The organism is Streptomyces sp. NPDC047117, assembly GCF_040643545.1.
Classification (GTDB): domain Bacteria; phylum Actinomycetota; class Actinomycetes; order Streptomycetales; family Streptomycetaceae; genus Streptomyces.
Map to the genome: position 1 here is coordinate 318,369 of NZ_JBEYUN010000007.1, position 23,472 is coordinate 341,840.

Below are 23,472 nucleotides of genomic sequence, written 5' to 3' on the forward strand. Positions count from 1 at the left end.
GCCGACGGCGTTCCGTCGGCCGCGGCCGGGAAAGGGGAGCGCGCCCGCGCTTCCCGGCGTCGCAGGGACTCATTGAAAGGAATCGCATGGCCTCCGAAGTCGCGCGTCCCACATACGGGAACTGGCGGCGCCCCAGAAGGCCGGGGCTCGGGCCGCTCGGCCTGCTCGGCACGGTCGCCACCTTCGGCGGGCTGGTGGTCGTCCTGCTGGCGTCCCTGATCTCCCTCATGGCCGCGATCACCGTGCTCGTACCGCTGTTCCTGGTGGTCGCGCCCGTCGCCGTCCGCACCGTGGACGGCCGGAACATCTATCAGCTGCTCGCAGTTCGGATCGGTTGGATGCGCAGGAAGTCCAAAGGCTCACACATCTACGTCTCCGGACCGCTGTCGCGGCGGCCGGGCGGGCGCTTCTCCCCTCCCGGGCTGCTGGCCCGGGTGAAGATGCGGGAGGGGAGGGACGCGTACGACCGTCCGTTCGGCGTGCTGCACCACCCCGGGCGCAATCTGTACACGGTCGTGCTCGCCTGTGAACCCGATGGCGGTTCGCTGATCGACGGCGAGCAGATCGACATCTGGGTGGCGTCCTGGGGCGACTGGCTGGCCAGGCTCTCCCACGAGCCGGGCCTGCGGGGCGCGTCCGTGGTGGTGGAGACGGCGCCCGACACCGGGACCCGGCTGGCCGCCGAGGTGCTGCCCCGGCTCTCGCCGACCGCGCCGGCCGCGGCCCGTGCGGTGATGGAGGAGGTCGTGGAGCGGTATCCGTCCGCGTCCTCGGAGATGCACACCTACGTCACGCTGACGTACGGGACCGTGGGCACCCGCCGTGACCCCGAGACCGTCGTCACCGACCTGGCGATTCGCCTGCCCGGGCTGCTGTCCGGCCTGGTCGCGGCGGGCGGCGGCTCCGCGCGCCCGCTCTCGGCGGAGCAGATCGCGGAGACCGTGCGCGTCGCGTACGACCCGGCGATCGCGCCGGACATCCTCTCCGTACGGGCGGAGAACAAGTCCACCGGGCTCGAATGGGAGGACGCCGGGCCGGCCTCGGCCGTGGAGTCGGTCACCTCCTACCAGCACGACTCGGGAGTCTCCCGCAGCTGGCTGCTCACCCTCGCGCCGCGCGGGACCGTACGGTCCAACGTGCTGCGCGGGCTGCTGGAGCCCGCGCCCGGGACCCGGCGCAAGCGGGTGTGCCTGGTCTACCGCCCGATCGACCCGGCCACCTCGGCGCGGATCGTCGAGGCGGACCGGCGCAACGCCCACTTCACCGCGTCGTCAGGGCGTGGTCTGGTGCAGGCGCGTGCGTCCAACGAGATGCGGGCCGCGGAGCAGACGGCTGCCGAGGAGGCGTCGGGTGCCGGTCTGGTCGAGTTCTCGCTGATGCTGACCGTGACGGTCGACGACGAGTCGCAGCTCGCCGATGCCGCCACGACCGTACGCAACCTCCAGGCGTCCTCGCGCGTGCTGATGCGGCCCGCGGACCGTATGCAGGCGTCGGCGTTCACCTGCACGCTGCCCGTCGGGATCCTGCCCTGGGAGCACACGCTCATCCCGCGTGAGATCCGGGAGGCGCTGTGAGCAGGAAGAAGCCTCAGGCCCGCGCGCCGCGTACGCCGATGGCGCCGCCCCGCGGCTGGTACGGGCCGGGCGGCGGGCAGGTCGCGAACATGGACCCGCCGACGATGTGGCGTGCCACGACGGTGCAGGCCTGCGGCCTGTGGCCGTTCGCGGCGGGCTCCGGCGCTCCCATGACCGGCGTGCCGCTCGGCCAGCACCTGCACACCGGCGCGACCGTCTGCGGCGATCCCATCTCGTGGTTCACCAGGGCCCGTTACATCTCCAACCCGTCCCTGTTCATGCTGGGCATGCCGGGCCTGGGTAAGTCGACGCTGGTCAACCGCATGCTCATCGGCCTGGCCGCGACCGGCGTCGTGCCGCTGGTCCTGGGCGACCTCAAGCCGGACTACGCCGACACGGTGCGGGCCCTGGGCGGCCAGGTGATCTCCATCGGCCGTGGCGTCGGCGGTATCAACGTCCTCGACCCCGGTGCCATGGGCGAGGCGGCCGAGCGGCTGGGCGGTGAGGCCGGGCGGGCGCTGACCTCCGAGGCCCACGGCCGGGTGCTCAACATGGTCGCCGCGCTGATCACCATCGTGCGCGGGCAGCCGATGGGCGACCACGAGATGTCGGTGGTCTCCGCCTGCCTGCACCACCTCAGGGAACGGACGCCCACGGGACGCGCGCCGCTCCTGCCCGACCTGCTCCGGGTGCTCGACGAGGGGCCGGACCGGGTACGTGCCGTCACCCTCGACCGCGGCGACATGGCCCGCTACCGGGAGGCCGTCGACCCGCTGCACCGCTCGTTGCTGGGCATCCTGGACGGTCCGCTGGGCAGCACCTTCGCCTCCGAGACCTCGACCCGGATCAACCCCAACGCGCCGGCGGTGTGCATCGACATCTCCCGCATCGGCGAGGCGGACACCCAGCTGACCGCCGCGGCGATGCTCGCGGCATGGTCGGACGGGCTCGGCACGGTCGCCGCCGCGCACGCCCTCTCCGATGCCGGACTTGCGCCGCGGCGCTGGTTCTTCACGGTCCTCGACGAGCTGTGGCGGCCGCTCCGCGCGGCGTCCGGCATCGTGGAGCGGATCGACGCACTGACCCGCCTCAACCGCTCGCTGGGCCTGGGCGACGCGAAGATCACGCACACGCTGAAGGACGCGGAGGCGCTGGGCAGTGAGGCGGACCGGGCCAAGGCCCGGGGCTTCGTCGAGCGGGCCGGGATGGTGGTCTGCGCCGGGCTGCCCAAGGCGGAGATGCAGGACCTCAGCAACATCGTCGGTCTGTCGGAGCGCGAGATCGACCTGGTGTCGTCCTGGTCCTCGCCGCCCGGCTGGGCCGGTACCGGCGGCAACGAGGAACCGCCGGGCCGTGGCCGCTTCCTGATCAAGGTGGGCGGCCGCCCCGGCATTCCGATCCGGGTGGCGATCACCGACACCGAGCGCGAGCTCCACAACACCAACACCCGCTGGGTCGGGGCCGGGAATCCGGTGGAAGACATAGGGGCACGGGGATGAGCAAGCCGTACACGGGGGGACGGAAGGGAGGCGCCGGAGCCGACGATCTGCTGCCCTGGGTGATCGTCGCCGTCGCCGCCTTCTGTTTCCTGGCGTTCTTCGGCGCGTGGTTCGGCGGCACGCTCGGCGCCGCCGTGTCGGGCGCGGGCTGGAACCCGCCCCCCTTCTCCCTCGCGTCCATGGCCGACCTCGTGCAGCAGGGTCCGGCCGGGCTGTGGCCGGACGCCCCGGTGGGCGCGGTCGTCGCGGGCATGGTCGTACTCTTCGTCCTCGCGGTCGTGCTGATCGTGCTGGTGGTCGCCGCGTTCCGGCGGCGGCTCGCCAAGCCGAAGGGGCTGGCCGGGAAGCGCGAGCTGGCCGTGCTGCTGCCCAAGGAGGCGGCGGCCAAGTCCCGTTCGCTGCGCCCTTCGCTGCCGAAGTCGGGCAAGCTCGACCCCGACGACACCGGCAACCTGCTGGGCAACCTCGAACCGAACGGCCCCGAGCTGCGGTCCTCGTACGAGGACGTGGAGCTGCACCTGATGGCGCCGCGGTCCGGAAAGTCGACCGGCGTCGCCGTCCCCCGTACGCTGCGCGCCCGCGGCCCGGTGATCCTGACGTCCAACAAGGCCGATGTCTACACGGTCACGAAGGCCGAGCGGGAGCGCGTCGGCACGGTATGGACGTTCGACCCGCAGGGGATCGCCCACACGCCCCGCACCATGTGGTGGGACATGCTGGCGGAGGCGTCCACCATCGAAGGGGCCATGCGGCTGGCCGGGCACTTCGTGGGCGCGGTCAACGACGACGCCTCGAAGAAGGACTTCTGGATCTCAGCGGCGCAGAACACCCTCACCGCGCTGCTGCACGCCGCGAACCGCGGACAGCGGCAGGTGACCGAGCTGCTGGGCTGGCTGGCCGACCCGGCCGACCGTACGCCGATCGACCTGCTCAACGACGCGCAGATGCCCGCGCTCGCCGCGCAGTTGCAGAGCACCATCCAGGGCGCGGTCGAGACGCGGGACGGAATCTTCGAGACGGCCCGGCAGTGCGTCTCCTGCCTGCTGGACCCCAGGATCTCGGCGTGGGTGACCCCGGACCCGGGGGTCGCGCAGTTCTCGCCGCAGCGGCACGCGCTCAGCCGCGACACCCTGTACCTGCTCTCCAAGGACGGCGGCGGTTCGGCCGCCGGCGTCATCGCCGCGCTGGCGGACTCGGTGATGCGCGCGGGGGCCGTCGCGGCGGAGCGGCAGGGCGGGCGGCTGGATCCGCCGATGACCGCCGTGCTCGACGAGGCGGCCAACGTCTGCCGCATCTCCGACCTGCCGGACCTCTACTCGCACTTCGGTTCCCGCGGGATCAACGTCGTGACCCTGCTGCAGAGTTACCGGCAGGGGAGCCGGGTGTGGGGCGACGCGGGCATGGACGCCCTGTGGAGCGCGGCGACGATCAAGATGCTGGGCGCGGGCCTCGACGACGCGGACTTCGTCGAGAAGGTGTCCAAGCTGGTGGGCGAGCACGATGTGAGCACGGTGAGCATCTCCCGCAGCAAGGACGGCCGTACCCGGTCGACCTCGTACCGGCAGGAGCGGGTGATGCCGGTCGACCGGATCCGTGCGCTGCCGAAGGGGACCGCGCTGCTGCTGGCGACCGGTATCCGGCCGGCGCTGATCCGGCTGCGGCCGTGGTTCAAGGAGCCGGGCGCCGAGCGCATTCAGGCAGCCGCGCAAGCCGAGTCGCAGGCGATGACGGCGCGTGCGGCGCAGATCGTGATGGAGAAACCGTGACGGCACAGACGTTCGACGGCGGGGCGGGCGGCGCCGAGCTGCAGGCCCCGCCCTTCATCCTCTACCTGGAGGGCGACGAGTACGCCGAGGAGCTGCGGGGCCTCGCCCTGTGGGTCAACGGCCTGCTCGTACCGGTATACGGGCGCGAGGCCCGCTCCCAGTCGCCGTGGTGCCCGCGCTGGTGGGAGCACGCGGAGGCGGTGGCCCGGCTGCACGCGCTGTGGCTCGCGTGGCAGGAGCTCACCGACCCGGGATCGGGCGCCAGCGGTCCCGCGGTGTGGCACCGCGACCACCTCGGCCCGACCATGCTCGAACTGCGCGACCCGGCGGGCCCGTTCGCGGGCTGCAAGGCCGGCGCGCACCGCGCGAAGGCCGCACCGGAGGTCGACGCGTACGACGGGTGAGCGGGTACGGGAGCGAGGAACGGTGGAGCGGGCGGAGGCGCGGCGGCTGCGCACAGCGGCCGAGGAGGCCGGGCGCGCGGCCGTGGGGGACACGGCCGTGGACATCGGCGTGCGGGCGGAGCCCGGCGGCGAGGCCGCCGTGGAGCTGCGGTATGACGGCCGCACGGTCGTGGTGAAGCACGTACACAGCCTGTGGCGGGTCACCGCTGGTCCCGCCGGCCCCACCGCGCTCGCGGCCCTCTTCCCCACCGTGGAGGAGGCGATCGCCGCCGCCGTACGGCTCCTGCGCGCGAAGGAAGAAGAGGCGAAGGAGCCGCGGAGAGCGGCGACCGGCCCCCGGCGGACGGCGATCCCGCCGGCCCGCAGGGCTCCGCAGCCCCCGGTGCCGCGGCCCGGCCGCGGCCGGAACAGATCGCGTTGATTCGACCCTGCACAGAAGTGAGGAAGCACGTGCGTAACGCAAAGGCGCTGTGGTGCCTGGTCCTGGCGGGCGCGTTCATCACCGGATGCACCGACACCGGGTCCGTTGCCGGCAAGGCCGCCGGTAAGAAGAAGCCGAGCAGTCCGTCGGCCGCGCCGATGGTGGAGATCTCCGCGCCGTCCGGCTACCGCAGCACGGAGGGCTGGCAGCAGAAGCTCACCTGGCTGCCGGAGAACTCGCACAACGTCCCCGTCGCGGCATCGGCCGAGACCGGCAAGGTCGCCTACCTGACCGCCGTGGACGAGGCCGGGTACGCCGTCCAGGTCAGGGATGCCACGACCGGCGCGATCGAGTGGACGGGCAAGCCGTGGGCCCCGCCGATCTCGCTGTACGAAGACCCCGACTCCAGCCGGTACCAGGCAGGGGAGCCGGAGCTGCCCGGCGTGACGACGGTGCACCAGGGCGGCCGGGACTACGTGGTCGCCTGGGCTCACGGCGTGCGGGGCAAGGACGAACTGACCAGCGGCAAGGAGGTCGTGGAGCTGGAGATCTTCCCCGTCGACGCGTCCGGCAAGAATGTCGCGCCCACGCACCGTGTTTCCGTTCCCCTCAAGGACCACGACGGCTCCACCTCCGTCGGCGCCGACCCCGAGGACCTCCGGGTCCAGGACGGTGGCGCGGGCCTCGTCCTCACCTGGCGCGGTTACTCGGCGTTCAGCGCCTCGGTGGACATGGCGAGCGGGAAGGTCACCGACTACGGGAACGGCAGCAAGCTCGGCACCGAGTGCGGCACCGGCACGTGCCCGGCGTGGGTCGCCGCGACCACGGCCGGGGGCCCGGTCGCCGTCAGCGAGATGAATGGCGGCTTCGGGGTGCCGAAGAGGTGGAACAGCCAGGACGTCACCCCGGACGGGGCTGCCACCGGGCACCTCCGCTCGAACAACCACCTCAACGGCGACGTCATCGGTACGGTCGGCACGCACCTCGTCGCCTCGTGGACGCCGAAGGGCGAGGAGCAGGGCGCTGACCGGGTCTGGTCCGTGCACGACTCGGCGAACGGCCGGGTACAGGCGAGCACCACGTGCTCCAGCGGCGACGTCGGCGCACTGGGGGGCAAGGACGGACCCCGGAGCGTGGCCTCGCCCGACGGCCGGTACGTGGCCTACGGTTCCGTGGTCTTCGACCTCCGCGAGCACAAGGGCGTGTGCCTCGCGGGCGACTCGCAGCGCAAGGGCATCCTGGTCAGTGCAGTACGCGACGACGGCACCGCCTACGGAACCGTGCCGGCCGCCGACACCGAGGGCACCGTTGCCCAGGTGCGGGTCGCGGACGGCACGGCCAAGGCGCTGCCCATCGGAACGGAGATCCCCCTGCAGCCGATGAAGAACTCGGGGCTCTTCGTCACACCGAACAACGGTGGGGGCCTGCTCGTCACAGGCCTCAAGAACCGCTGAGCGGGCCGGGGGAACGTACGCGGGCCCCGCATACGACACCTGACGACGAGGAGTGAGCCTCTCCGGCCCGAACGGCAAGGAGGCGATACATGACCAACACCGCCCGCATGACTCTCATCGGCCGGGAGGGCGGAAGTATCCATGCCGTCACGGAAAGCAACGAGATCCGATAGCGACCGCGGGCTGACGGGGCTGCTGGCCGCCGAGGCTGGTCGGCCGCCTGGCTCTGTGTCGTCGTGGGCATCCCGTGAGCGGTGCAGGCTCTTTCCTTTTTCGGGGGCGACGACACCCCGCTGTATAGCGCAGCCATCTGCCAAAACAGGACAAATGCATCCATTGTCGAAGCGAATCCGTGACTCCCGTCACCTTCCGTGAAGTTTTGCGCATGAGCGCCGGATAAGGGGGGAGGGGTCGATGTTGCTGCTGGTGTGAACCGGCAGGCACAGAACGGCAAGTGGAATTGGAAGGCTGAGCGGACGTGTCGGCAATCGAGACCATTCACGTAGACGGGGTGTGGCGTGGCGCCGCATCCGACGCCACGCGGGAGGTCCTCGACCCCGCCGACGCGACGGTGCTGGCCACCGTGTCCGAGGGCGGCGTCGAGGACGTGGACGCGGCTGTGGCCGCGGCGTCGCGGGCCTTCGCGGGCGGACAGGGCGAGTGGCCCCGTACGCAGGCGGGCGACCGGGCCGCGCTGCTGCGCCGGGTCGCGGACCTGCTGCAGCGGGACCGCGAGGAGATCGCGCTCATCGAGAGCCGCGACACCGGCAAGACGCTGGAGGAGGGCCGCGTCGACGTCGACGACGTGACCAACGCCTTCCGGTACTTCGCCGACCTCGTGATGAACGAGAGCGGCGGGCGGGTCGTCGACGCGGGCAGCGAGGACGTGCACAGCGTCGTCGTGTACGAGCCGGTCGGCGTCTGCGCGATGATCACGCCCTGGAACTACCCGCTGCTGCAGGCCAGCTGGAAGGTCGCCCCGGCGATCGCGGCCGGCAACACCTTCGTGATCAAGCCCAGCGAGGTCACGCCGATGTCCACCGTGCACCTGGTGAAGCTGCTGGTGGAGGCCGGTCTGCCGACCGGCGTCGCGAACATCGTCACGGGCGCCGGCGTGCCCGTCGGCCAGCGGCTGGCCGAGCACCCGGACGTGGATCTCTTCTCCTTCACGGGCGGCCTCGTCAGCGGTACGAAGGCGGGCGCGGCCGCGGTGTCCGGCGCGAAGAAGATCGCGCTGGAGCTGGGTGGCAAGAACCCCAACGTGGTGTTCGCGGATGCGTGCTCCACGGACGAGGAGTTCGACACCGCCGTGGACCAGGCGCTGAACGCCGCCTTCATTCACAGTGGGCAGGTCTGTTCCGCGGGTGCGCGGCTGATCGTCCAGGCCTCGGTCAAGGACCGCTTCGTCGCCGAACTGGCGCGCCGCGCCGAGCGGATCAAGCTCGGCCGGGGCACCGAGGAGGGCGTCGAGTGCGGCCCCCTCGTCTCCCAGCAGCAGCTGGACAAGGTCGAGGCGTACGTCGAGTCCGCGCTCAAGGAGGGCGCCCGCCTGCGCTGCGGCGGCTCCCGCCCGAAGCCGAGCGAGACCCGCCCCGAGGCCGGCTACTTCTACCAGCCGACCATCCTCGACCAGTGCCACCGCGACATGAAGGTGGTCCGCGAGGAGACCTTCGGGCCGATCCTGACGGTGGAGACCTTCACCACCGAGGACGAGGCCGTCGCGCTCGCCAACGACACCGAGTACGGCTTGGCCGGCGCGGTGTGGTCCGGTGACACCGCGCGCGCCCGCCGGGTCGCGGCCCGGCTGCGCCACGGCACCGTCTGGATCAACGACTACCACCCCTACCTGCCGCAGGCCGAGTGGGGCGGCATGGGCAAGTCCGGCATCGGCCGCGAGCTGGGTCCGGCCGGCCTGGACGAGTACCGCGAGAGCAAGCACATCTACGAGAACCTGCGCCCCGAGCCGGTGCGCTGGTTCGCGGGCTGACCCGCCCGCGGTGACCGGGTGGGCCGCAGCACCGTCGCGGCCCGCCCGGCCACCCGCAGCCCGCCCCTCCGCGCGGGCCCGGCCGTATCCCGTACCCGGTGACAGGCCCGGCCCGCCCCCCCCGAATTTCCCGGCCGCAAGGACGCGGCCCAGCGGAACCGCAGCCCCGCAGAGCGACCACCGCTCGCGCACCCCGGGCGCTCCCGCCCACCGGCCGAGCGCATCCGCTCTCAAGAACTGCGCCACCGCACGCACGTTGAAAAACCACAAGGAGCTACCCATGCCTCCCGCAGCAGCGAAGAAGATGTCCGCGGACTACGTGATCGTCGGCGGCGGCACCGCAGGTTCGGTGATCGCCTCGCGCCTGACCGAGGACCCCGACGTCACCGTCGCCGTCATCGAGGGCGGCCCGTCCGACATCGACCGCGAGGACGTGCTGACGCTGCGCAAGTGGCTCGGCCTGCTCGGCGGTGACCTGGACTACGAGTACACGACCACCGAGCAGCCGCGCGGCAACTCGCACATCCTGCACAGCCGCGCCAAGGTCCTCGGCGGCTGCTCGTCGCACAACACCCTGATCTCCTTCAAGCCGCTGCCGTCCGACTGGGACGAGTGGGAAGAGGCGGGCGCCAAGGGCTGGAACGCCAAGGCGATGGACCCGTACTTCGGCAAGCTGCGCAACAACATCGTGCGGGTGGCGAAGAAGGACCAGAACCAGATCGCCACGGACTGGATCGAGGCCACCAAGACCGCCCTCGACGTCCCCGAGGTCGTCGGCTTCAACGACCAGCCGTTCGAGGAGGGCGTCGGGTTCTTCGACCTTGCGTACCACCCGGAGAACAACAAGCGCTCGTCCGCCTCCGTCGCGTACCTGCACCCGCACATGGAGGCCGGGGACCGCCCGAACCTCACGCTGCTGCTGGAGACCTGGGCGCACAAGCTGGAGCTGGACGGCACCACCGCCACGGGCGTCCACGTCCGTACCAAGGACGGCGCGGAGATCTACCTGGAGGCCGGCCGAGAGGTGCTGGTCTGCGCCGGCGCGGTGGACACCCCGCGGCTGCTGATGCACTCCGGCATCGGTCCGAAGAAGGACCTGGAGGCGCTGGGCATCGACTGCGTGGTCGACCTGCCGGGCGTCGGCGAGAACCTCATCGACCACCCCGAGTCGGTCATCGTCTGGGAGACCAACGGGCCGCTCCCGGGCAACTCCGCGATGGACTCCGACGCGGGCCTCTTCGTGAAGCGGGACCCGGACCACAAGGGCCCGGACCTGATGTTCCACTTCTACCAGATCCCCTTCACCGACAACCCGGAGCGGCTGGGCTACGAGCGCCCCGAGCACGGTGTGTCGATGACCCCGAACATCCCCAAGTCCCGGGCGCGCGGCCGTCTTTACCTGACCTCCGCCGACCCCGAGGTCAAGCCCGCGCTCGACTTCAAGTACTTCGAGGACGAGGGCGACTACGACGGTCAGACCCTCGTCGACGGCATCAAGCTGGCGCGCAAGGTCGCGCAGGCCGAGCCGTTCGCGAAGTGGCTCAAGCGCGAGGTCTTCCCCGGCCCCGACGTCACCGACGACGCCGAGATCAGCGAGCTCGTGCGCAAGGCCGCGCACACCGTCTACCACCCCGCCGGCACCTGCAAGGTGGGTGCACCGGACGATGAACTGGCCGTTGTAGACCCGCAGTTGAAGATTCGCGGGCTGAGCGGTATCCGTATCGCCGACGCGTCCGTCTTCCCGACGATGCCCGCCGTGAACCCGATGATCGGCGTCCTGATGGTGGGGGAGAAGTGCGCCGAGATTCTCACCGAGACCCCGACCCAGGGAGGTGATGCGTGATGGCCGGTACCGTCATCGACGCATCCGCCAACGACAAGTCCCCGACCACGCCGGAGGGTTCGGCAGCCGGGCAGGACGCCGTCTTCGCCGTCCGCAACCTGTGGAAGGTCTTCGGGCCCAAGGCCGAGAAGGTGCCGGGGGACGCCGGCCTCACCGGCCTCTCCGCGCAGGAGCTGCGCGAGCGGACCGGCTGCACCGCCGCCGTGCGTGACGTCTCCTTCGACGTGAAGAAGGGCGAGGTCTTCGTCGTCATGGGGCTCTCGGGCTCCGGCAAGTCCACCCTCGTCCGCTGCCTGACCCGGCTCATCGAGCCGACCAGCGGCGACCTGGAGATGGACGGCGAGGACGTGCGCGGCATGGACAAGTCCGCGCTGCGCGAGCTGCGCCGGCACCGCGCCGCCATGGTCTTCCAGCACTTCGGCCTGCTGCCGCACCGTACGGTGCTGGACAACGTGGCCTACGGGCTGGAGATCCAGGGCGTCGGCAAGGCCGAACGCCGCGCCAAGGCCATGGAGATGGTCGAGAAGGTCGGCCTCGGCGGACTGGAACAGCGCCGCCCCGGCCAGCTCTCCGGCGGCCAGCAGCAGCGCGTCGGCCTGGCCCGCGCGCTCACCGTGGACCCCGAGATCCTGCTCTTCGACGAGCCCTTCAGCGCGCTGGACCCGCTCATCCGGCGCGACATGCAGGAAGAGGTCATCCGCCTGCACAAGGACGAGGGCCGCACGATGGTCTTCATCACCCACGACCTCGCCGAGGCCCTGCTGCTCGGCGACCGCATCGCCCTGATGCGGGACGGGAAGATCGTCCAGCTCGGCACCCCCGAGGAGATCGTCGGCTCCCCGGCCGACGAGTACGTCCGGGACTTCGTCCGCGACGTGCCGCGCGAGCAGGTCCTGACCGTACGCCGCGCCATGCGGCCCGCCGGGGACGCCGAGGCCGACGAGGGCGTCACGCTCGCCCCCGACACGCTGATCTCCGACGCGATCGAGACCGTGGTCCGCTCCGGCGGCGCGGCGCGCGTCGTCGAGGACGGCCGCTGCCTGGGCGTCGTGGACCACGAGTGCCTGCTCAACGTCGTGGCCCGCCTCGACGAGACGGATTCCGCCAAGGACGCGGCGGACAAGGACGAGCCGGACCACGGGAAGGCGGCCGTCTGATGCATCCCCGTACCGTCCCCACCGTCCCCGTGACGCTGAACCTCAGAGCCCGTCCCGCGGCCGCCCGGCCGCTGAGCCTGCGAGGGCTGCGTGCCGCGGCCCGCCGGTACTGGCACGAAGCGCAGCGCGCCGCCGCGCTGAACGTGCCGGCCGGTACCGCGAAGCGGGGGCGCGTGTGAGCGCCGCCACGACCACCTCCGCCACCACCGCTTCGGCCGGCGCCAACCCGCGCGCGGCCCGCCTCACCGCCTCGCTGCGCCACGGCGCCCTCGGCAAGCTCCTCGTGCTCGCCGTCGCCGCGGCCGTCCTCGTGCCCCTCGTCAACAGCAAGTGGGCGAGCGGCGTCTGGCCGCACGCGCTGACCGTCGACCTCTCCGGTCCGTTCGGCGACGCCAGCACCTGGATCGTGGACAACCGCGACTCGCACTGGCTCTTCGTCTACTTCCTCGGCCACCTCTCCAACGGCATCGTCATCTCCGTACGTGCCGTCTACGTCTGCCTCCTGGCGCTCGGCTGGACCGGCGTGACCGCGCTGGTCACCCTCGTCGCCTGGCGTGTCGCCGGGCTGCGCATCGCCGCGACCGCGCTGGTGTCGCTGCTGGTCAGCGGCGTGCTCGGGATGTGGGTGCCGACCATGCAGACCATCGCCCTGATGGTCGTCGCGGTGCTCGTCTCGATCGTCGTGGGCGCGGTGCTCGGCCTGGTCGGCGGCCTCTCGGACCGGATGTTCCGCGTGCTGCGGCCGGTCCTGGACACCATGCAGGTGCTGCCGGCCTTCGCGTACCTGCTGCCGTTCGTCATGGTCTTCGGCATGGGCGTCCCCGCGGCGCTGCTCGCCACCGTGATCTACGCGGCCCCGCCGATGGCCCGGCTCACCGCGCTCGGCCTGCGCGGCGCCGACGCCGGCGTTCTGGAGGCCGTGTCCTCGCTCGGTGCCACCGGCCGGCAGCGGCTGCTGACCGCCCGGCTGCCGCTGGCCCGCAAGGAACTGCTGCTCGGCGTCAACCAGACGATCATGATGGGCCTGTCCATGGTGGTCATCGCCTCGATGATCGGCGCGGCCGGTCTCGGTGACCGCGTGTACCAGGCGCTGGCCTCCGTGGACGTCGGCTCCGCGCTGGCCGCCTCCATCCCGATCGTGCTGCTGGCCATCGTCATGGACCGCACCACCGCCAAGGCCGGCGAGCGGCTCGGCGCCGAGCAGGGCACGGGCCCCGCCTGGCTGCGCGGCCGGTTCGTCTGGCCCGCCGTCGCCGTCGTGACCGTGCTCGCGGCCGTCGTGGGCCGGCTCACCGGCTCGCTGATCTGGCCGTCCGCCGCGGTGACCGACATCGCGCCGCCGGTCAACGAGTTCAAGGAGTGGATGGTGGACCACCTCTACTCCGGCATCCCCGTCATCGGCGGCACCGCCGACTGGGCCGCGGGCTTCACCTCCTGGGTGCTCAACCCGCTCCGTGACGGCCTGACCGCCCTGCCCTGGTGGGGCGCGCTGCTGATCGTCGCCGCGCTGGCCTGGCTGATCGGCACCTGGCGCACCGCGCTGACCGCGACCGTCGCGCTCGCCGTCATCGGCGTGCTCGGGGTCTGGGTGCCGTCCATGAACACCCTGTCGCAGGTGCTGTCCGCGCTGGTCGTCACCCTCTTCGTCGGCATCGGCGTCGGCGTGCTCGCGGCCGGCAGCGCCCGGATGGAGAAGATCCTCCGGCCGGTGCTGGACGTCTGCCAGACCATGCCGCAGTTCGTGTACCTGATCCCGGTGGTCGCGCTGTTCGGCGTGGGCCGCGCCCCGGCCGCCGCGGCGGCCGTCGTCTACGCGCTGCCCGCCGTCATCCGCATCACCACCCAGGGCCTGCGCCAGGTCAGCCCGGCCGCCATGGAGTCCGCGCAGTCGCTCGGCGCCACCCGCTGGCAGCAGCTGCGCCAGGTGCAGCTGCCGCTGGCCCGCCCGGCGCTGCTGCTGGCCGTCAACCAGGGCGTCGTACTGGTCCTCGCCGTCGTCATCATCGGCGGCCTGGTGGGCGGTGGCGCGCTCGGCTACGACGTCGTCGCCGGTCTGTCCACCGGTGACCTGGGCCTCGGCATGATCGCCGGTATCGCCATCGTCTGCCTGGGCCTGATGCTGGACCGGGTCACGCAGCCCACGGACCGCCGCGCGGGGAAGGGAGCCTGACCATGACCCGTACACGTATGCGGACCACGGCCACGGCAGTCGGCGCGACCGCGCTGACCTGCGCCCTGCTGGTGGCCCTCAGCGGCTGCGGCAAGGCCGACATGACCAAGCAGACGTCGCCCTTCGCGGCGGCTGCCGGGACCAAGACGGTCACCCTCTCCACGCAGACATGGGTGGGCGCGCAGTCCAACGTCGCGGTCGCCAAGTACCTGCTGGAGCACGAGCTGGGCTACCGGGTCGACACCGTCCAGGTGGACGAGACCCCGGCCTGGGACGCGCTCAGCCAGGGCCGGGTGGACGCGATCATGGAGGACTGGGGCCACCCCACCCAGGAGAAGCTGTACATCGACGAGAAGAAGACCATCACCCGCGGTGGTGATCTCGGCGTCGACGGCCACATCGGCTGGTGGGTCCCCAAGTACTGGGCGGACAAGCACCCGGACGTACTGAACTGGAAGAACCTCAACAAGTACGCCAAGCAGCTGCGGACCGCCGAGAGCGGTGACAAGGGCCAGCTGATGGACGGTTCGCCGTCCTATGTCACCAACGACAAGGCCCTGGTGAAGAACCTCGACCTGGACTTCGAGGTGGTCTTCGCCGGGTCCGAGGCGGCTCAGATCACGCAGATGCAGCAGTTCGCCAAGGAGAAGAAGCCCTTCCTGACGTACTGGTACGAGCCGCACTGGCTCTTCAACCAGCTGCCGCTCAAGGAGGTCAAGCTCCCGAAGTACACGAAGGACTGCGCGGACAAGGGCACCAAGGATCCGACGACGATCGACTGTGCCTATCCGACGACTCCGCTGCAGAAGTTCTTCAACGCCGACTTCGCCAAGGGCAACAGCTCGGCCGCGAAGTTCCTGAAGAACTTCAAGTGGTCGGTGGACGACCAGAATTACGTCTCGGAGCTCATCGCGTCCCAGCACATGTCCCCCGAGGACGCGGCCGCGAGCTGGGTGAAGAAGAACCCGGACGTATGGCAGAAGTGGCTGCCGAAGAAGTGACCCGCTGAAACTCCGGCGGTGATACGGCCGGGCGCCCCTCGGGGGGTGCCCGGCCGTCGTCATTCGGGCCGGGCCCGTTCCGCGGCGGTCAGCGCGTATTCCACGTCGCCGTGTTCAGCGCCCGGCAGCGGGTCCACCCATTCCTCGTGAAAGGTGCGGACGTACCGCAGCCCGCACTTCTCCAGCACCCGCCGGGATCCCGTGTTCACCGCCATCGTCGTGGCCGTCACGCGCCCCACGCCCAGCTCCGCGAAGCCCCGGTCGAGCAGCGCCCGGGAGCCCTCGGTGGCGTAACCCCTTCCCCAGGCGGAGCGCCGGAGCCGGTATCCCAGCTCGGCCTCGTCCGTGCGGTCCTCGCGCACGGGCCGGAATTCGAACCAGCCGAGAAACTCGCCGGTTTCCCGTTCCTCGGCGGCCCAGTACCCGAATTGGGCGGGGCCGGCGTATCGCGAGACGAGAAGTCCGGGCGCAGGCCGCCCGCTGTCCAGATATCGCATGACTTCGGGATCCGCGTGCAGCTCACGCAGATTGTCCAGGTCCGCCCCCGAAAAGGCGCGCAAACGCAGTCGTTCCGTCTCCAGTAAGACGTGCATCACAAGCCCCTACTCGCGCGTCAACCCCAACTTGGCGGCATAGTAGGGCGGGCCCTGAATGGGGTCATGACAATTTGCCAGTCGCACAGTAGGTCATAACGGGGAGTAAGGGTCATGCCATCCATACGCCGTACCGCAGCAGCCGCAGTCGCGGTCGCCGCACTGCTCGTCACCGCCACCGCCTGCGGGCCTGAGGACATCAAGGCCGCGGGCCAGGACAGCGCGGCGGAGGCCGGCGGCTCGTCCGGCCTGCCCAAGCTGCCCAACGGCCTGCCCAAGAGCCTGGACTCCCTGAAGAAGTGGGAGCAGGGCGGCTGGAAGAACTGGGACAAGGAGACCTGGGCCCGGAAGGCGTCCGAGTTCGCCAACCCCGTCATCAAGGACCTGTGGAAGCCGTCCCGGATGGCCAAGGCCGAGGACGCCCCCGTGGTGACCACGCAGAGCACCGGCTCCGGCGGCAGCGGCGCCACCGACCCCGAGCCGCGCCCCGTCACCGCCCAGCAGGTCGAGCGCCCGTACCACCAGCACATGGCGCCCATCGGGAAGATCTTCTTCGACAGCCCCGACGGCCCCATGGTCTGCTCCGGCACCGTCGTCTCCGACCCGGCCAACCCGGGGAAGTCCAACCTGGTGTGGACCGCGGGCCACTGCGTGCACACCGGGAAGAGCGGCGGCTGGATGCGCAACATCGTCTTCGTGCCCTCGTACAACGACAGCGGGCTGCCCGCCGACCAGGTCGCGGCCTCCTCGCAGCAGAACGTCAGCCCGTACGGCACCTGGTGGGCCGACTGGTCGCAGACCTCCACGCAGTGGATCGAAGGCGGCGGCCACAGCGGCAACGCCGCGTCCGCCTACGACTTCGCCGTGCTGCACGTGAAGCCGGAGAACGGCGGCGGCAAGTCGCTGGAGGAGACCGTCGGCACCTCCGTCCCGGTCTGGTTCGACGCGCCCCAGGGCAACGGCGTGACCGGCGGCCTCAACGGCGTCAAGGCGATCGGCTACCCGCAGGCCCCGCCCTACGACGGCGCGAAGATGATGAACTGCCTCGACCGGCCCGTGCGGCTGACGATGGCTCAGTCCACCCCGGCCATGCACTGGATCGGCTGCAGCATGACCGGCGGCACCTCCGGCGGCGGCTGGCTCGCCGACCGCAACGGCGAACTCTCCCTCGTCTCCAACAGCTCCATCGGCTCGCTGGACCACACCTGGCTGGCCGGCCCGCACCTCGGCCCGGAGGCCGAGGGCGTCTTCGACGCGATCAGCAAGAAGTACGCCGGTCAGTGACGCACGGCGGGCGACGGTAGGACGTCCGGTGGCCGCTTCCGTACCCGTACGGAAGCGGCCACCGCGTGCGTTCAGCCCGCCCGCAGCGCCGTGGCCACCCCGCGCAGCGTCTCCATGGCCCGATGCTGGAGCCCGCCGCCGAAGGTGACGCGGGACGCGCCGGCGGCGCCCAGCTCGCGCGGGCCCGGCCCGCCGGGCACGGCCACCGCGTTGACCGGGGCGCCGATGCCCGCGGCCAGCTCCGCCAGCAGCTCCGGCGGCGCGAGGATCGGATACACGCAGTCCACGCCCGCCGCGACGTACCGCAGCCCCCGCTCCACCGCGGGCGCGGCACCAGACACGCCCCGCAGGAACGTGTCGATCCGGGCGTTGATCACCAGCGCGTCGCCGGCGGCGGCCCGCACCTCCGCGAGCCACTCCGCCTGCTCCCCGGCGTCCCGCAGGACGCCGGTCGCCGCGTCGGAGTCCTCCAGGTTGCAGCCGACGGCCCCCGCGTCCAGGAGCCGGTCGACCAGCTCCTTGGCGGGCAGGTCGTACCCCGCCTCCACGTCGGCGGTGACCGGCACGTCGACCGCCCGGGTGATCCGGGCGACGGCCGCGAACATCTCGTCCGCCGGGGTGTGCCCGTCCCCGTACCCCAGCGACTCGCCGATCCCCGCGCTCGGCGTGGCCAGCGCCTCGAAACCGGCGTCCGCGAAGACCCGCGCGCTCGCGGCGTCCCAGGGGCCGGGCAGCACGAGCGGGTCCCCGGGGGCCCGGCCGTGGTGCAGGGCGCGCAGCCGCGCCGCCGTCACTTCAGGGACTCCGGGGTGAGCCGGCAGGTCACGCCGAAGCGGTTCCACGCGTTGATGGTGGTGATCAGGGCGATGAGCTGGGCCAGCTCGGCCTCCTCGAACCGCGCGGCGGCCTGCGCGTACACCGCGTCCGGCACGAATCCGTCGGTGAGGACCGTCACGGCCTCGGTGAGCGCGAGCGCCGCCTGCTCCTTCTCGGTGTACGCGTCGGCGGCCTCCTCCCAGGCGTTCAGGAAGTAGATCCGCTGCTCGGTCTCGCCGGCCTTGCGGGCGTCCGTGATGTGCATGTCGAGGCAGTACGCGCAGTGGTTGAGCTGCGAGGCCCGGATCTTCACCAGCTCCACCAGCGCGGGGTCGAGGCCCTTCCTGGCCGCCGTCTCCAGGCGGAGCATGGCCTTGAAGACCTCGGGGGCGTGCTCCGACCAGTTCAGGCGGGGCCCGTGCGTGCCGGCGCCCTGGCCGGTCGTCGTGTTCGTCGTCATGAGTCCGACGCTACGTCCGGACCGGTCCCTCGGTATGGTCCATTTCCATGACCGATTCCTGGGCCGCTTTCGGGCGCGATCTGTACCTGGATCTCCCCGGTACCCAGGGCAAACGCGCCGCCCTCGTGCACGCCCTGCGCGACGCGGCACGCACCGGGCGGCTCGCGCCCGGCACCCGCCTGCCGTCCTCCCGCACCCTCGCCGCCGACCTGCGCCTGGCCCGCAACACCGTCGCCGAGGCCTACGCCGAACTGGTCGCCGAAGGCTGGCTCACCGCCCGCCAGGGATCCGGCACCCGAGTGGCGGAGCGCGTGTCGCGGACCCCGGCCGCCCCCGCGCCGGCCCGCACCCGGCCGCAGCCGCCCGCCGCGCCCCCGCCGCCCGCCTACGACCTCACCGCCGGCACCCCCGACGTCTCAGCCTTCCCGCGTACCGCCTGGCTCGCCGCCGCCCGCCAGGCGCTCACCACGGCGCCGAGCGAGGCCTTCGGGTACGGCACCACGGCCGGCCGGCCCGAACTGCGGACCGTCCTCGCCGACTACCTCGCGCGCGCCCGCGGTGTGCACGCCCACCCCGACCGGATCGTTCTCTGCGCGGGCTTCATGCAGGGCCTGTCCCTCCTCGCCCGGCTGCTGCGGCAGGCCGGGGCCCGCGAAGCCGCGGTGGAGTCCTACGGCCTGCCCTTCCACCGCGACGTCCTGGACCGCGCCGGGCTGCGGACCGTGCCGCTCCCGGTGGACGCGCACGGCGCCCGCACCGACACGCTCACCGGTCGGCCCGGCGCCGTGCTGCTCACCCCCGCGCACCAGTTCCCCACCGGCGTACCGCTGCACCCGGGCCGCCGCGCCGCCGCCGTGGACTGGGCGCGGCGGACCGGCGGGCTGGTCCTGGAAGACGACTACGACGGCGAGTTCCGGTACGACGGGCGCCAGGTGGGCGCGCTGCAGAGCCTGGACCCGGACCACGTCGTGTACCTGGGCACCGCCAGCAAGAGCCTCGCCCCGGCCCTCCGGCTCTCCTGGCTCGTGCTGCCCGAACGGCTCGTCGCGCCGCTGCTCGAACTGAAGGGCACCGGCGAGTGGCAGTCCGGCTCCCTGGACCAGCTGACCCTCGCGGAATTCCTCTCCGGCGGCGCCTACGACCGGCACGTCCGCACCATGCGGCTGCGCTACCGGCGCCGCCGCGACCAGCTCGTCGCCGCGCTCGCCGCCCACGCGCCGCACGTCCGGGTCACCGGCCTCGCCGCCGGGCTGCACGTGGTCCTCCGCCTGCCCCCGGGCACCGAACCGGCCACGCTGCGCGCCGCCCGCCGCAACGGCCTCGCCCTGGAGGGCCTGGCGACCTTCACGGCCCCGCCGCCGGGCCCGGACGCGCAGCCCGGCCCGGACGACCGGCCCGGCCCGGGAGAGCCCCGCCCGGACGCGCCCACGGACGCCCTGGTCGTCGGCTACGGCCGCCCGCCCGACCACGCCTTCTCGGGCGCCCTGGACGCGCTCCTGCGGTCCCTGCCACCGGCTCCCTGACCGCACGCGCGCATCGCGCACGCCCCCGACCGATCACCGATCACCGCCCGGAGCCGCCGCATGACCACCACCCGCCCCGTCACCCTCGTCACCGGCGGCAGCCGCGGCATCGGCGCCGCCACCTGCCGCCGGCTCGCCGCCGACGGCCACGACGTGGCCCTGTCCTACGTGCAGGACGCCGAGGCCGCCGAACGGACCGCGGCGGCGGTACGCGCCACCGGCGCCCGCTGCGTCACCGTACGGGCCGACACCGCCGAAGAGGCCGACGTGGAGCGGCTGTTCGACACCGCGGCCGACCAACTCGGCCCGCTCACCGGCCTGGTCAACAACGCCGGCGTGACCGGTCCGCTCGGCAGGCTCGCCGACACCGGCACCGAGGTGCTGCGCCGCGTCCTCGACGTCAACGTCCTCGGCGCCCTGCTCTGCTGCCGTCGTGCGGCGCAGGTCATGACCCCGCGCCGGGCCGGAGCGATCGTCAACGTCTCCTCGGCCGCCGCCACCCTCGGCAGCCCCGGCGACTACGTCCACTACGCCGCCTCCAAGGCGGCCCTCGACGCGCTCACCGTCGGGCTCGCCAAGGAGCTGGGCCCGGACGGCATCCGGGTCAACGCCGTCGCGCCGGGCATCACCGACACCGACATGCACGCCGCCATGGGCGCCCCCGACCGCGCCACGCAGGCCGCCCCCGGTATCCCGCTGCGCCGCCCCGGCGCCCCCGAGGAGATCGCCGCCGCCATCGCCTGGCTGCTGTCCCCGGACGCCTCGTACGCCACCGGGACGGTCCTCCGGGTCGCGGGCGGGCGCTGACGCCCGCCCGGCGGCCGGTTTCCGCTAGCCGGCGGTGCGTACGTCGAACCGGGCGTCCGCCGTGAGCAGGGCGCTCAGGTCGGTACCGGGGCCGTGCTCGGACGGCGCGGCGCCGGGCGTGAACAGCCGCGCCCCGGCCGCGACCCCGGCCAGCTCCAGCCGGTCGCCGGCGCGCCGCAGCCAGGTGCCCTCGCGCATGCCGAGGACCGGGACGGCGTTCTCCTCCAGGAACTGCGTCAGCCGCTCCTCACGGGTCTCGCCCATGTGCGAGGTGTCCGGGGAGGCGTCCAGGTAGTGCGGGTTGATCTGGAAGGGCAGCAGCCCCAGCGTCGCGAAGCCGTCCGGCTGGACGATGGGCATGTCGTTGGTGGTGCGCAGCGTCGGGCAGGCCATGTTGGTGCCCGCGCTGGAACCCATGTACGGGGCGCCCGCCGCCACCCGCTCCCGGATCGCGTCCGGCAGCCCGTGCTCCTGGAGCGACTTCAGCAGCCGGAAGCTGTTGCCGCCGCCGATGAAGACCGCCTCGGCGCGCGCCACCAACTGCCGCGGATCACCGGTGTGGACGCCGCGCACCCGTATGCCGAGCGTCTCCATGAACGCGGCGACCTTCGCCGTGTAGCCGTCGTGGTCGGCCAACGCGTACGGCACGAAGAGCAGTTCGGACACGCCGCGCAGATGCTCCGCGATGGCGTCGCGGGCGTGGTCGAGGTACTCCCGGCCGGGCGCCGTGGAGTTGGACAGCAGGAGCAGCTTCATCGGGATCAGCCTTTCTTCGGGGCGGTGGGGCGGCCGGGACGGCCGTGGCGGCGCGGGGAGAGCAGTTCGCCGAGCGCCGTGGCGGCGGACCGCAGCGGGCGGAGCAGCTCCTCCCGCGGGCCGCTCAGCTGTTCGTGCGGGCCGACGAGGGTGAGGGAGCCGATGGGGTGCGAGCGGACCAGTACCGGTACCGCCAGCCCCGCCGTGGCCGGGTCGTACTCGCCCTCGGAGTACGCGTAACCGTCCACCGGCACCCGGCACATCAGCTCTTCGAGGCGCTCCGGATCGGTCACCGTACGGTCGCTGAACCGTGCCATGGGCCGCCCGTAGAGCAGCGTCGCCCGGGCGCCGGGGGAGAGCATGCCGAAGTACGCGCGGGAGGTCGCCCCGGCGTGCCCCGGATACAGCTCGTCCGACAGCCGGTACGCGCGCAGCGGCCCGGACGCGCCCTCCGCGGGCTCGACACAGCGCAGGTGCGCGCCGTCCGGCACCGCGAACAGCGCCGTGAACCCGCTGGCCGCCGCCAGCTCGCGCAGCGCCGGACGGACCAGACCGGCCATGCCGCCGTGCCGCTCCCAGGCGGTGGACAGGTGCCAGACGGCGGGGCCGAGGCGGTAGCGGCGGGTCACCTCGTCGGAGACCAGGAAGCCGCGGTGGGTGAGCGAGGCGAGCAGCCGCTGCGCCACGGACTTGTCCCAGCCGAACTCGGCGGCCAGGTCGGTCACGCCCCACTCGTCCCGGTCCTGGGAGAAGGCGAGCAGGGCCTGGAGGGCGCGGTCGACGGTCTGGAGGGGGGCGCGGTCTGCGGTCACGTCGGCATCCTAGGCACCCTGACGGCGGTATGCGAGACGCTTTCTCTCATATAGAGAAATGGTTGCTGAAAAAGAAAACTCGGGAGCAGGCTGCTGAACGACGTCGGGCCCGACCCGACCCCCTTCGCACCAACGCGCCCCAAGGAGCCCCCGTGCTCAAGCACGTCCTCGAAGTCCTCGACCTCCTCGACCGGCCGCGCACCAGCGGCCGCCTCCTCGCCGGCCACCTGCGCTCCGTCCTGGAGACGGCAGCGGACGAGACCGGCGAGCCCCTGCCGGCCGGGCCGAAGCCGGAGATCACCGTCACGCGCGTCGAGGGCCACCAGGGCGGCACCGACTTCGTGAAGGTCGTCGTCCCCGGCAGCCGCGGCAAGGCCGCCGGCGGCGGCGCGCCGACCCTCGGCATCCTGGGCCGGCTCGGCGGCGTCGGCGCCCGCCCGGAGCGCATCGGCCTGGTCTCCGACGCGGACGGCGCGGTCTCGGCCCTCGCCGCCGCGGCCAAGCTGCTCGACATGTACGGGCGCGGCGACGTCCTGGAGGGCGACGTCGTCCTCAGCACCCACGTGTGCCCCGACGCGCCCACCCGCCCGCACGACCCGGTGCCCTTCATGGACTCGCCGGTCTCGATCCTCGACTGCAACCGCAACGAGATCTCCCCGGAGATGGACGCGGTCGTCTCCATCGACACCACCAAGGGCAACCGCCTCCTCAACCACCGCGGCCTCGCCCTCTCGCCGACCGTCAAGGAGGGCTGGATCCTGCGCGTCAGCGACACCCTGCTCGGCGTACTGGAGACGGTCACCGGCGCCGACGCGCACGTCCTGCCGATCACCACGCAGGACATCACCCCCTACGGCAACGGCGTGCACCACATCAACTCGATCATGCAGCCGTGCGTGGCCACCGACGCACCCGTGGTCGGCCTCGCGCTCACCACCGGCCCGGCGGTCGCCGGCTGCGCCACGGGCGCCAGCCACGAGACCGACATCGCCGCCGCCGCGCGCTTCGCCGTGGAGGCGGCGAAGGAGTTCGGCCGGGGCGTGCTGCGCTTCCACGATGCCGAGGAATTCGCCCGCCTGGTGGAGCTGTACGGCCCGATGAAGCAGCTGCAGGCGGCTGCGGAGGCCTGAGCCGACCGCCCACTG

At 72.3% G+C, this 23,472-nt stretch carries 21 protein-coding genes; 16 read left to right on the top strand and 5 right to left on the bottom strand.

The genetic code is table 11. From position 1 onward, the window contains the following. Nucleotides 1-86 precede the first annotated feature (86 nt). From ABZ840_RS16265 to ABZ840_RS16320, 12 genes are all read left to right on the top strand, one after another. On the top strand, nt 87-1,574 hold the full coding sequence (locus ABZ840_RS16265; protein WP_361559608.1) for an SCO6880 family protein: 1,488 nt from the start codon (nt 87-89) through the stop codon (nt 1,572-1,574). A 38-nt stretch (nt 1,575-1,612) separates the two neighbouring features. Then, nucleotides 1,613-3,073, top strand: a complete 1,461-nt coding sequence (locus ABZ840_RS16270; protein ID WP_361559929.1) for an ATP/GTP-binding protein — start codon at nt 1,613-1,615, stop codon at nt 3,071-3,073. Continuing rightward, on the top strand, nt 3,070-4,839 hold the full coding sequence (locus tag ABZ840_RS16275; RefSeq protein ID WP_361559611.1) for a TraM recognition domain-containing protein: 1,770 nt from the start codon (nt 3,070-3,072) through the stop codon (nt 4,837-4,839). Before ABZ840_RS16270 ends, ABZ840_RS16275 begins: the two co-directional genes overlap by 4 nt. Then, nucleotides 4,836-5,243 carry a DUF4913 domain-containing protein gene (locus tag ABZ840_RS16280; RefSeq protein WP_361559614.1) on the top strand — a complete coding sequence of 136 codons (408 nt, stop codon included), beginning with the start codon at nt 4,836-4,838 and terminating at the stop codon, nt 5,241-5,243. Before ABZ840_RS16275 ends, ABZ840_RS16280 begins: the two co-directional genes overlap by 4 nt. A gap of 22 nt (nt 5,244-5,265) precedes the next feature. After that, nucleotides 5,266-5,664 carry a hypothetical protein gene (locus ABZ840_RS16285; RefSeq protein WP_361559617.1) on the top strand — a complete coding sequence of 133 codons (399 nt, stop codon included), beginning with the start codon at nt 5,266-5,268 and terminating at the stop codon, nt 5,662-5,664. A 29-nt stretch (nt 5,665-5,693) separates the two neighbouring features. Next, the gene (locus ABZ840_RS16290; protein WP_361559620.1) at nt 5,694-7,118 is read left to right on the top strand and encodes a hypothetical protein; all 1,425 of its coding nucleotides are present in this window, start codon (nt 5,694-5,696) and stop codon (nt 7,116-7,118) included. Nucleotides 7,119-7,596: 478 nt separating this feature from the next. Then, nucleotides 7,597-9,105, top strand: a complete 1,509-nt coding sequence (locus ABZ840_RS16295; RefSeq protein ID WP_361559623.1) for an aldehyde dehydrogenase family protein — start codon at nt 7,597-7,599, stop codon at nt 9,103-9,105. 280 nt (nt 9,106-9,385) lie between these two features. After that, entirely contained in the window at nt 9,386-10,948 is a 1,563-nt protein-coding gene (locus ABZ840_RS16300; protein WP_361559626.1) for a GMC oxidoreductase, read from the top strand. Beyond that, on the top strand, nt 10,948-12,105 hold the full coding sequence (locus ABZ840_RS16305; protein ID WP_361559629.1) for a glycine betaine/L-proline ABC transporter ATP-binding protein: 1,158 nt from the start codon (nt 10,948-10,950) through the stop codon (nt 12,103-12,105). The genes ABZ840_RS16300 and ABZ840_RS16305 overlap by 1 nt, the downstream gene beginning before the upstream one ends. Beyond that, nucleotides 12,105-12,284: a hypothetical protein gene (locus tag ABZ840_RS16310; RefSeq protein WP_361559632.1), complete on the top strand. Its 180-nt coding sequence runs from the start codon at nt 12,105-12,107 to the stop codon at nt 12,282-12,284. Before ABZ840_RS16305 ends, ABZ840_RS16310 begins: the two co-directional genes overlap by 1 nt. Then, on the top strand, nt 12,281-14,275 hold the full coding sequence (locus ABZ840_RS16315) for an ABC transporter permease subunit (RefSeq protein ID WP_361559635.1): 1,995 nt from the start codon (nt 12,281-12,283) through the stop codon (nt 14,273-14,275). Before ABZ840_RS16310 ends, ABZ840_RS16315 begins: the two co-directional genes overlap by 4 nt. A 17-nt stretch (nt 14,276-14,292) precedes the next feature. After that, nucleotides 14,293-15,276 carry an ABC transporter substrate-binding protein gene (locus tag ABZ840_RS16320; protein ID WP_361559931.1) on the top strand — a complete coding sequence of 328 codons (984 nt, stop codon included), beginning with the start codon at nt 14,293-14,295 and terminating at the stop codon, nt 15,274-15,276. Between the two features lie 59 nt (nt 15,277-15,335). On the opposite strand, the gene ABZ840_RS16325 is transcribed toward ABZ840_RS16320, so the two are convergent. Then, the gene (locus ABZ840_RS16325) at nt 15,336-15,869 is read right to left on the bottom strand and encodes a GNAT family N-acetyltransferase (RefSeq protein ID WP_361559638.1); all 534 of its coding nucleotides are present in this window, start codon (nt 15,867-15,869) and stop codon (nt 15,336-15,338) included. A 114-nt stretch (nt 15,870-15,983) separates the two neighbouring features. On the opposite strand from ABZ840_RS16325, the gene ABZ840_RS16330 reads away from it, so the two are divergent. Next, nucleotides 15,984-17,153, top strand: coding sequence for a hypothetical protein (locus tag ABZ840_RS16330; RefSeq protein ID WP_361559641.1), 1,170 nt, complete (start codon nt 15,984-15,986; stop codon nt 17,151-17,153). Nucleotides 17,154-17,224: 71 nt separating this feature from the next. Here ABZ840_RS16330 and ABZ840_RS16335 read toward each other — a convergent pair whose 3' ends face one another. Continuing rightward, complete coding sequence (locus ABZ840_RS16335) at nt 17,225-17,947, bottom strand: isocitrate lyase/phosphoenolpyruvate mutase family protein (RefSeq protein ID WP_361559644.1); 723 nt, start codon at nt 17,945-17,947, stop codon at nt 17,225-17,227. Beyond that, the gene (locus ABZ840_RS16340; protein WP_361559647.1) at nt 17,944-18,429 is read right to left on the bottom strand and encodes a carboxymuconolactone decarboxylase family protein; all 486 of its coding nucleotides are present in this window, start codon (nt 18,427-18,429) and stop codon (nt 17,944-17,946) included. The genes ABZ840_RS16335 and ABZ840_RS16340 overlap by 4 nt, the downstream gene beginning before the upstream one ends. A gap of 47 nt (nt 18,430-18,476) precedes the next feature. On the opposite strand from ABZ840_RS16340, the gene ABZ840_RS16345 reads away from it, so the two are divergent. Together ABZ840_RS16345 and ABZ840_RS16350 are read left to right on the top strand one after the other, a co-directional pair. Then, nucleotides 18,477-19,952, top strand: coding sequence for a PLP-dependent aminotransferase family protein (locus ABZ840_RS16345; protein ID WP_361559650.1), 1,476 nt, complete (start codon nt 18,477-18,479; stop codon nt 19,950-19,952). 60 nt (nt 19,953-20,012) lie between these two features. After that, nucleotides 20,013-20,759 (top strand): glucose 1-dehydrogenase, encoded by a 747-nt coding sequence (locus ABZ840_RS16350; RefSeq protein WP_361559653.1) that lies wholly within the window; start codon nt 20,013-20,015, stop codon nt 20,757-20,759. Between the two features lie 24 nt (nt 20,760-20,783). Here ABZ840_RS16350 and pepE read toward each other — a convergent pair whose 3' ends face one another. Both pepE and ABZ840_RS16360 read right to left on the bottom strand, forming a co-directional pair. Beyond that, on the bottom strand, nt 20,784-21,515 hold the full coding sequence (pepE, locus tag ABZ840_RS16355) for a dipeptidase PepE (protein WP_361559656.1): 732 nt from the start codon (nt 21,513-21,515) through the stop codon (nt 20,784-20,786). A 5-nt stretch (nt 21,516-21,520) separates the two neighbouring features. Next, on the bottom strand, nt 21,521-22,327 hold the full coding sequence (locus ABZ840_RS16360) for an IclR family transcriptional regulator (RefSeq protein WP_361559659.1): 807 nt from the start codon (nt 22,325-22,327) through the stop codon (nt 21,521-21,523). A gap of 152 nt (nt 22,328-22,479) precedes the next feature. Here ABZ840_RS16360 and ABZ840_RS16365 point away from each other — a divergent pair, with 152 nt between their 5' ends. Beyond that, a complete protein-coding gene (locus ABZ840_RS16365) occupies nt 22,480-23,457 on the top strand; it encodes a DUF1177 domain-containing protein (protein ID WP_361559662.1) in 978 nt (325 codons plus the stop codon). Nucleotides 23,458-23,472: the final 15 nt, after the last annotated feature.

What these genes read in the sequence shown, in the direction of transcription:
- ABZ840_RS16265 (WP_361559608.1), top strand. Translation starts at nt 87, where the DNA reads ATGGCCTCCGAAGTCGCGCGTCCCACATACGGGAACTGGCGGCGCCCC.
- ABZ840_RS16270 (WP_361559929.1), top strand. Translation starts at nt 1,613, where the DNA reads ATGGCGCCGCCCCGCGGCTGGTACGGGCCGGGCGGCGGGCAGGTCGCG.
- ABZ840_RS16275 (WP_361559611.1), top strand. Translation starts at nt 3,070, where the DNA reads ATGAGCAAGCCGTACACGGGGGGACGGAAGGGAGGCGCCGGAGCCGAC.
- ABZ840_RS16300 (WP_361559626.1), top strand. Translation starts at nt 9,386, where the DNA reads ATGCCTCCCGCAGCAGCGAAGAAGATGTCCGCGGACTACGTGATCGTC.
- ABZ840_RS16305 (WP_361559629.1), top strand. Translation starts at nt 10,948, where the DNA reads ATGGCCGGTACCGTCATCGACGCATCCGCCAACGACAAGTCCCCGACC.
- ABZ840_RS16310 (WP_361559632.1), top strand. Translation starts at nt 12,105, where the DNA reads ATGCATCCCCGTACCGTCCCCACCGTCCCCGTGACGCTGAACCTCAGA.
- ABZ840_RS16320 (WP_361559931.1), top strand. Translation starts at nt 14,293, where the DNA reads ATGCGGACCACGGCCACGGCAGTCGGCGCGACCGCGCTGACCTGCGCC.
- ABZ840_RS16325 (WP_361559638.1), bottom strand. Translation starts at nt 15,869, where the DNA reads ATGCACGTCTTACTGGAGACGGAACGACTGCGTTTGCGCGCCTTTTCG.
- ABZ840_RS16330 (WP_361559641.1), top strand. Translation starts at nt 15,984, where the DNA reads ATGCCATCCATACGCCGTACCGCAGCAGCCGCAGTCGCGGTCGCCGCA.
- ABZ840_RS16340 (WP_361559647.1), bottom strand. Translation starts at nt 18,429, where the DNA reads ATGACGACGAACACGACGACCGGCCAGGGCGCCGGCACGCACGGGCCC.
- ABZ840_RS16345 (WP_361559650.1), top strand. Translation starts at nt 18,477, where the DNA reads ATGACCGATTCCTGGGCCGCTTTCGGGCGCGATCTGTACCTGGATCTC.
- ABZ840_RS16350 (WP_361559653.1), top strand. Translation starts at nt 20,013, where the DNA reads ATGACCACCACCCGCCCCGTCACCCTCGTCACCGGCGGCAGCCGCGGC.
- pepE (WP_361559656.1), bottom strand. Translation starts at nt 21,515, where the DNA reads ATGAAGCTGCTCCTGCTGTCCAACTCCACGGCGCCCGGCCGGGAGTAC.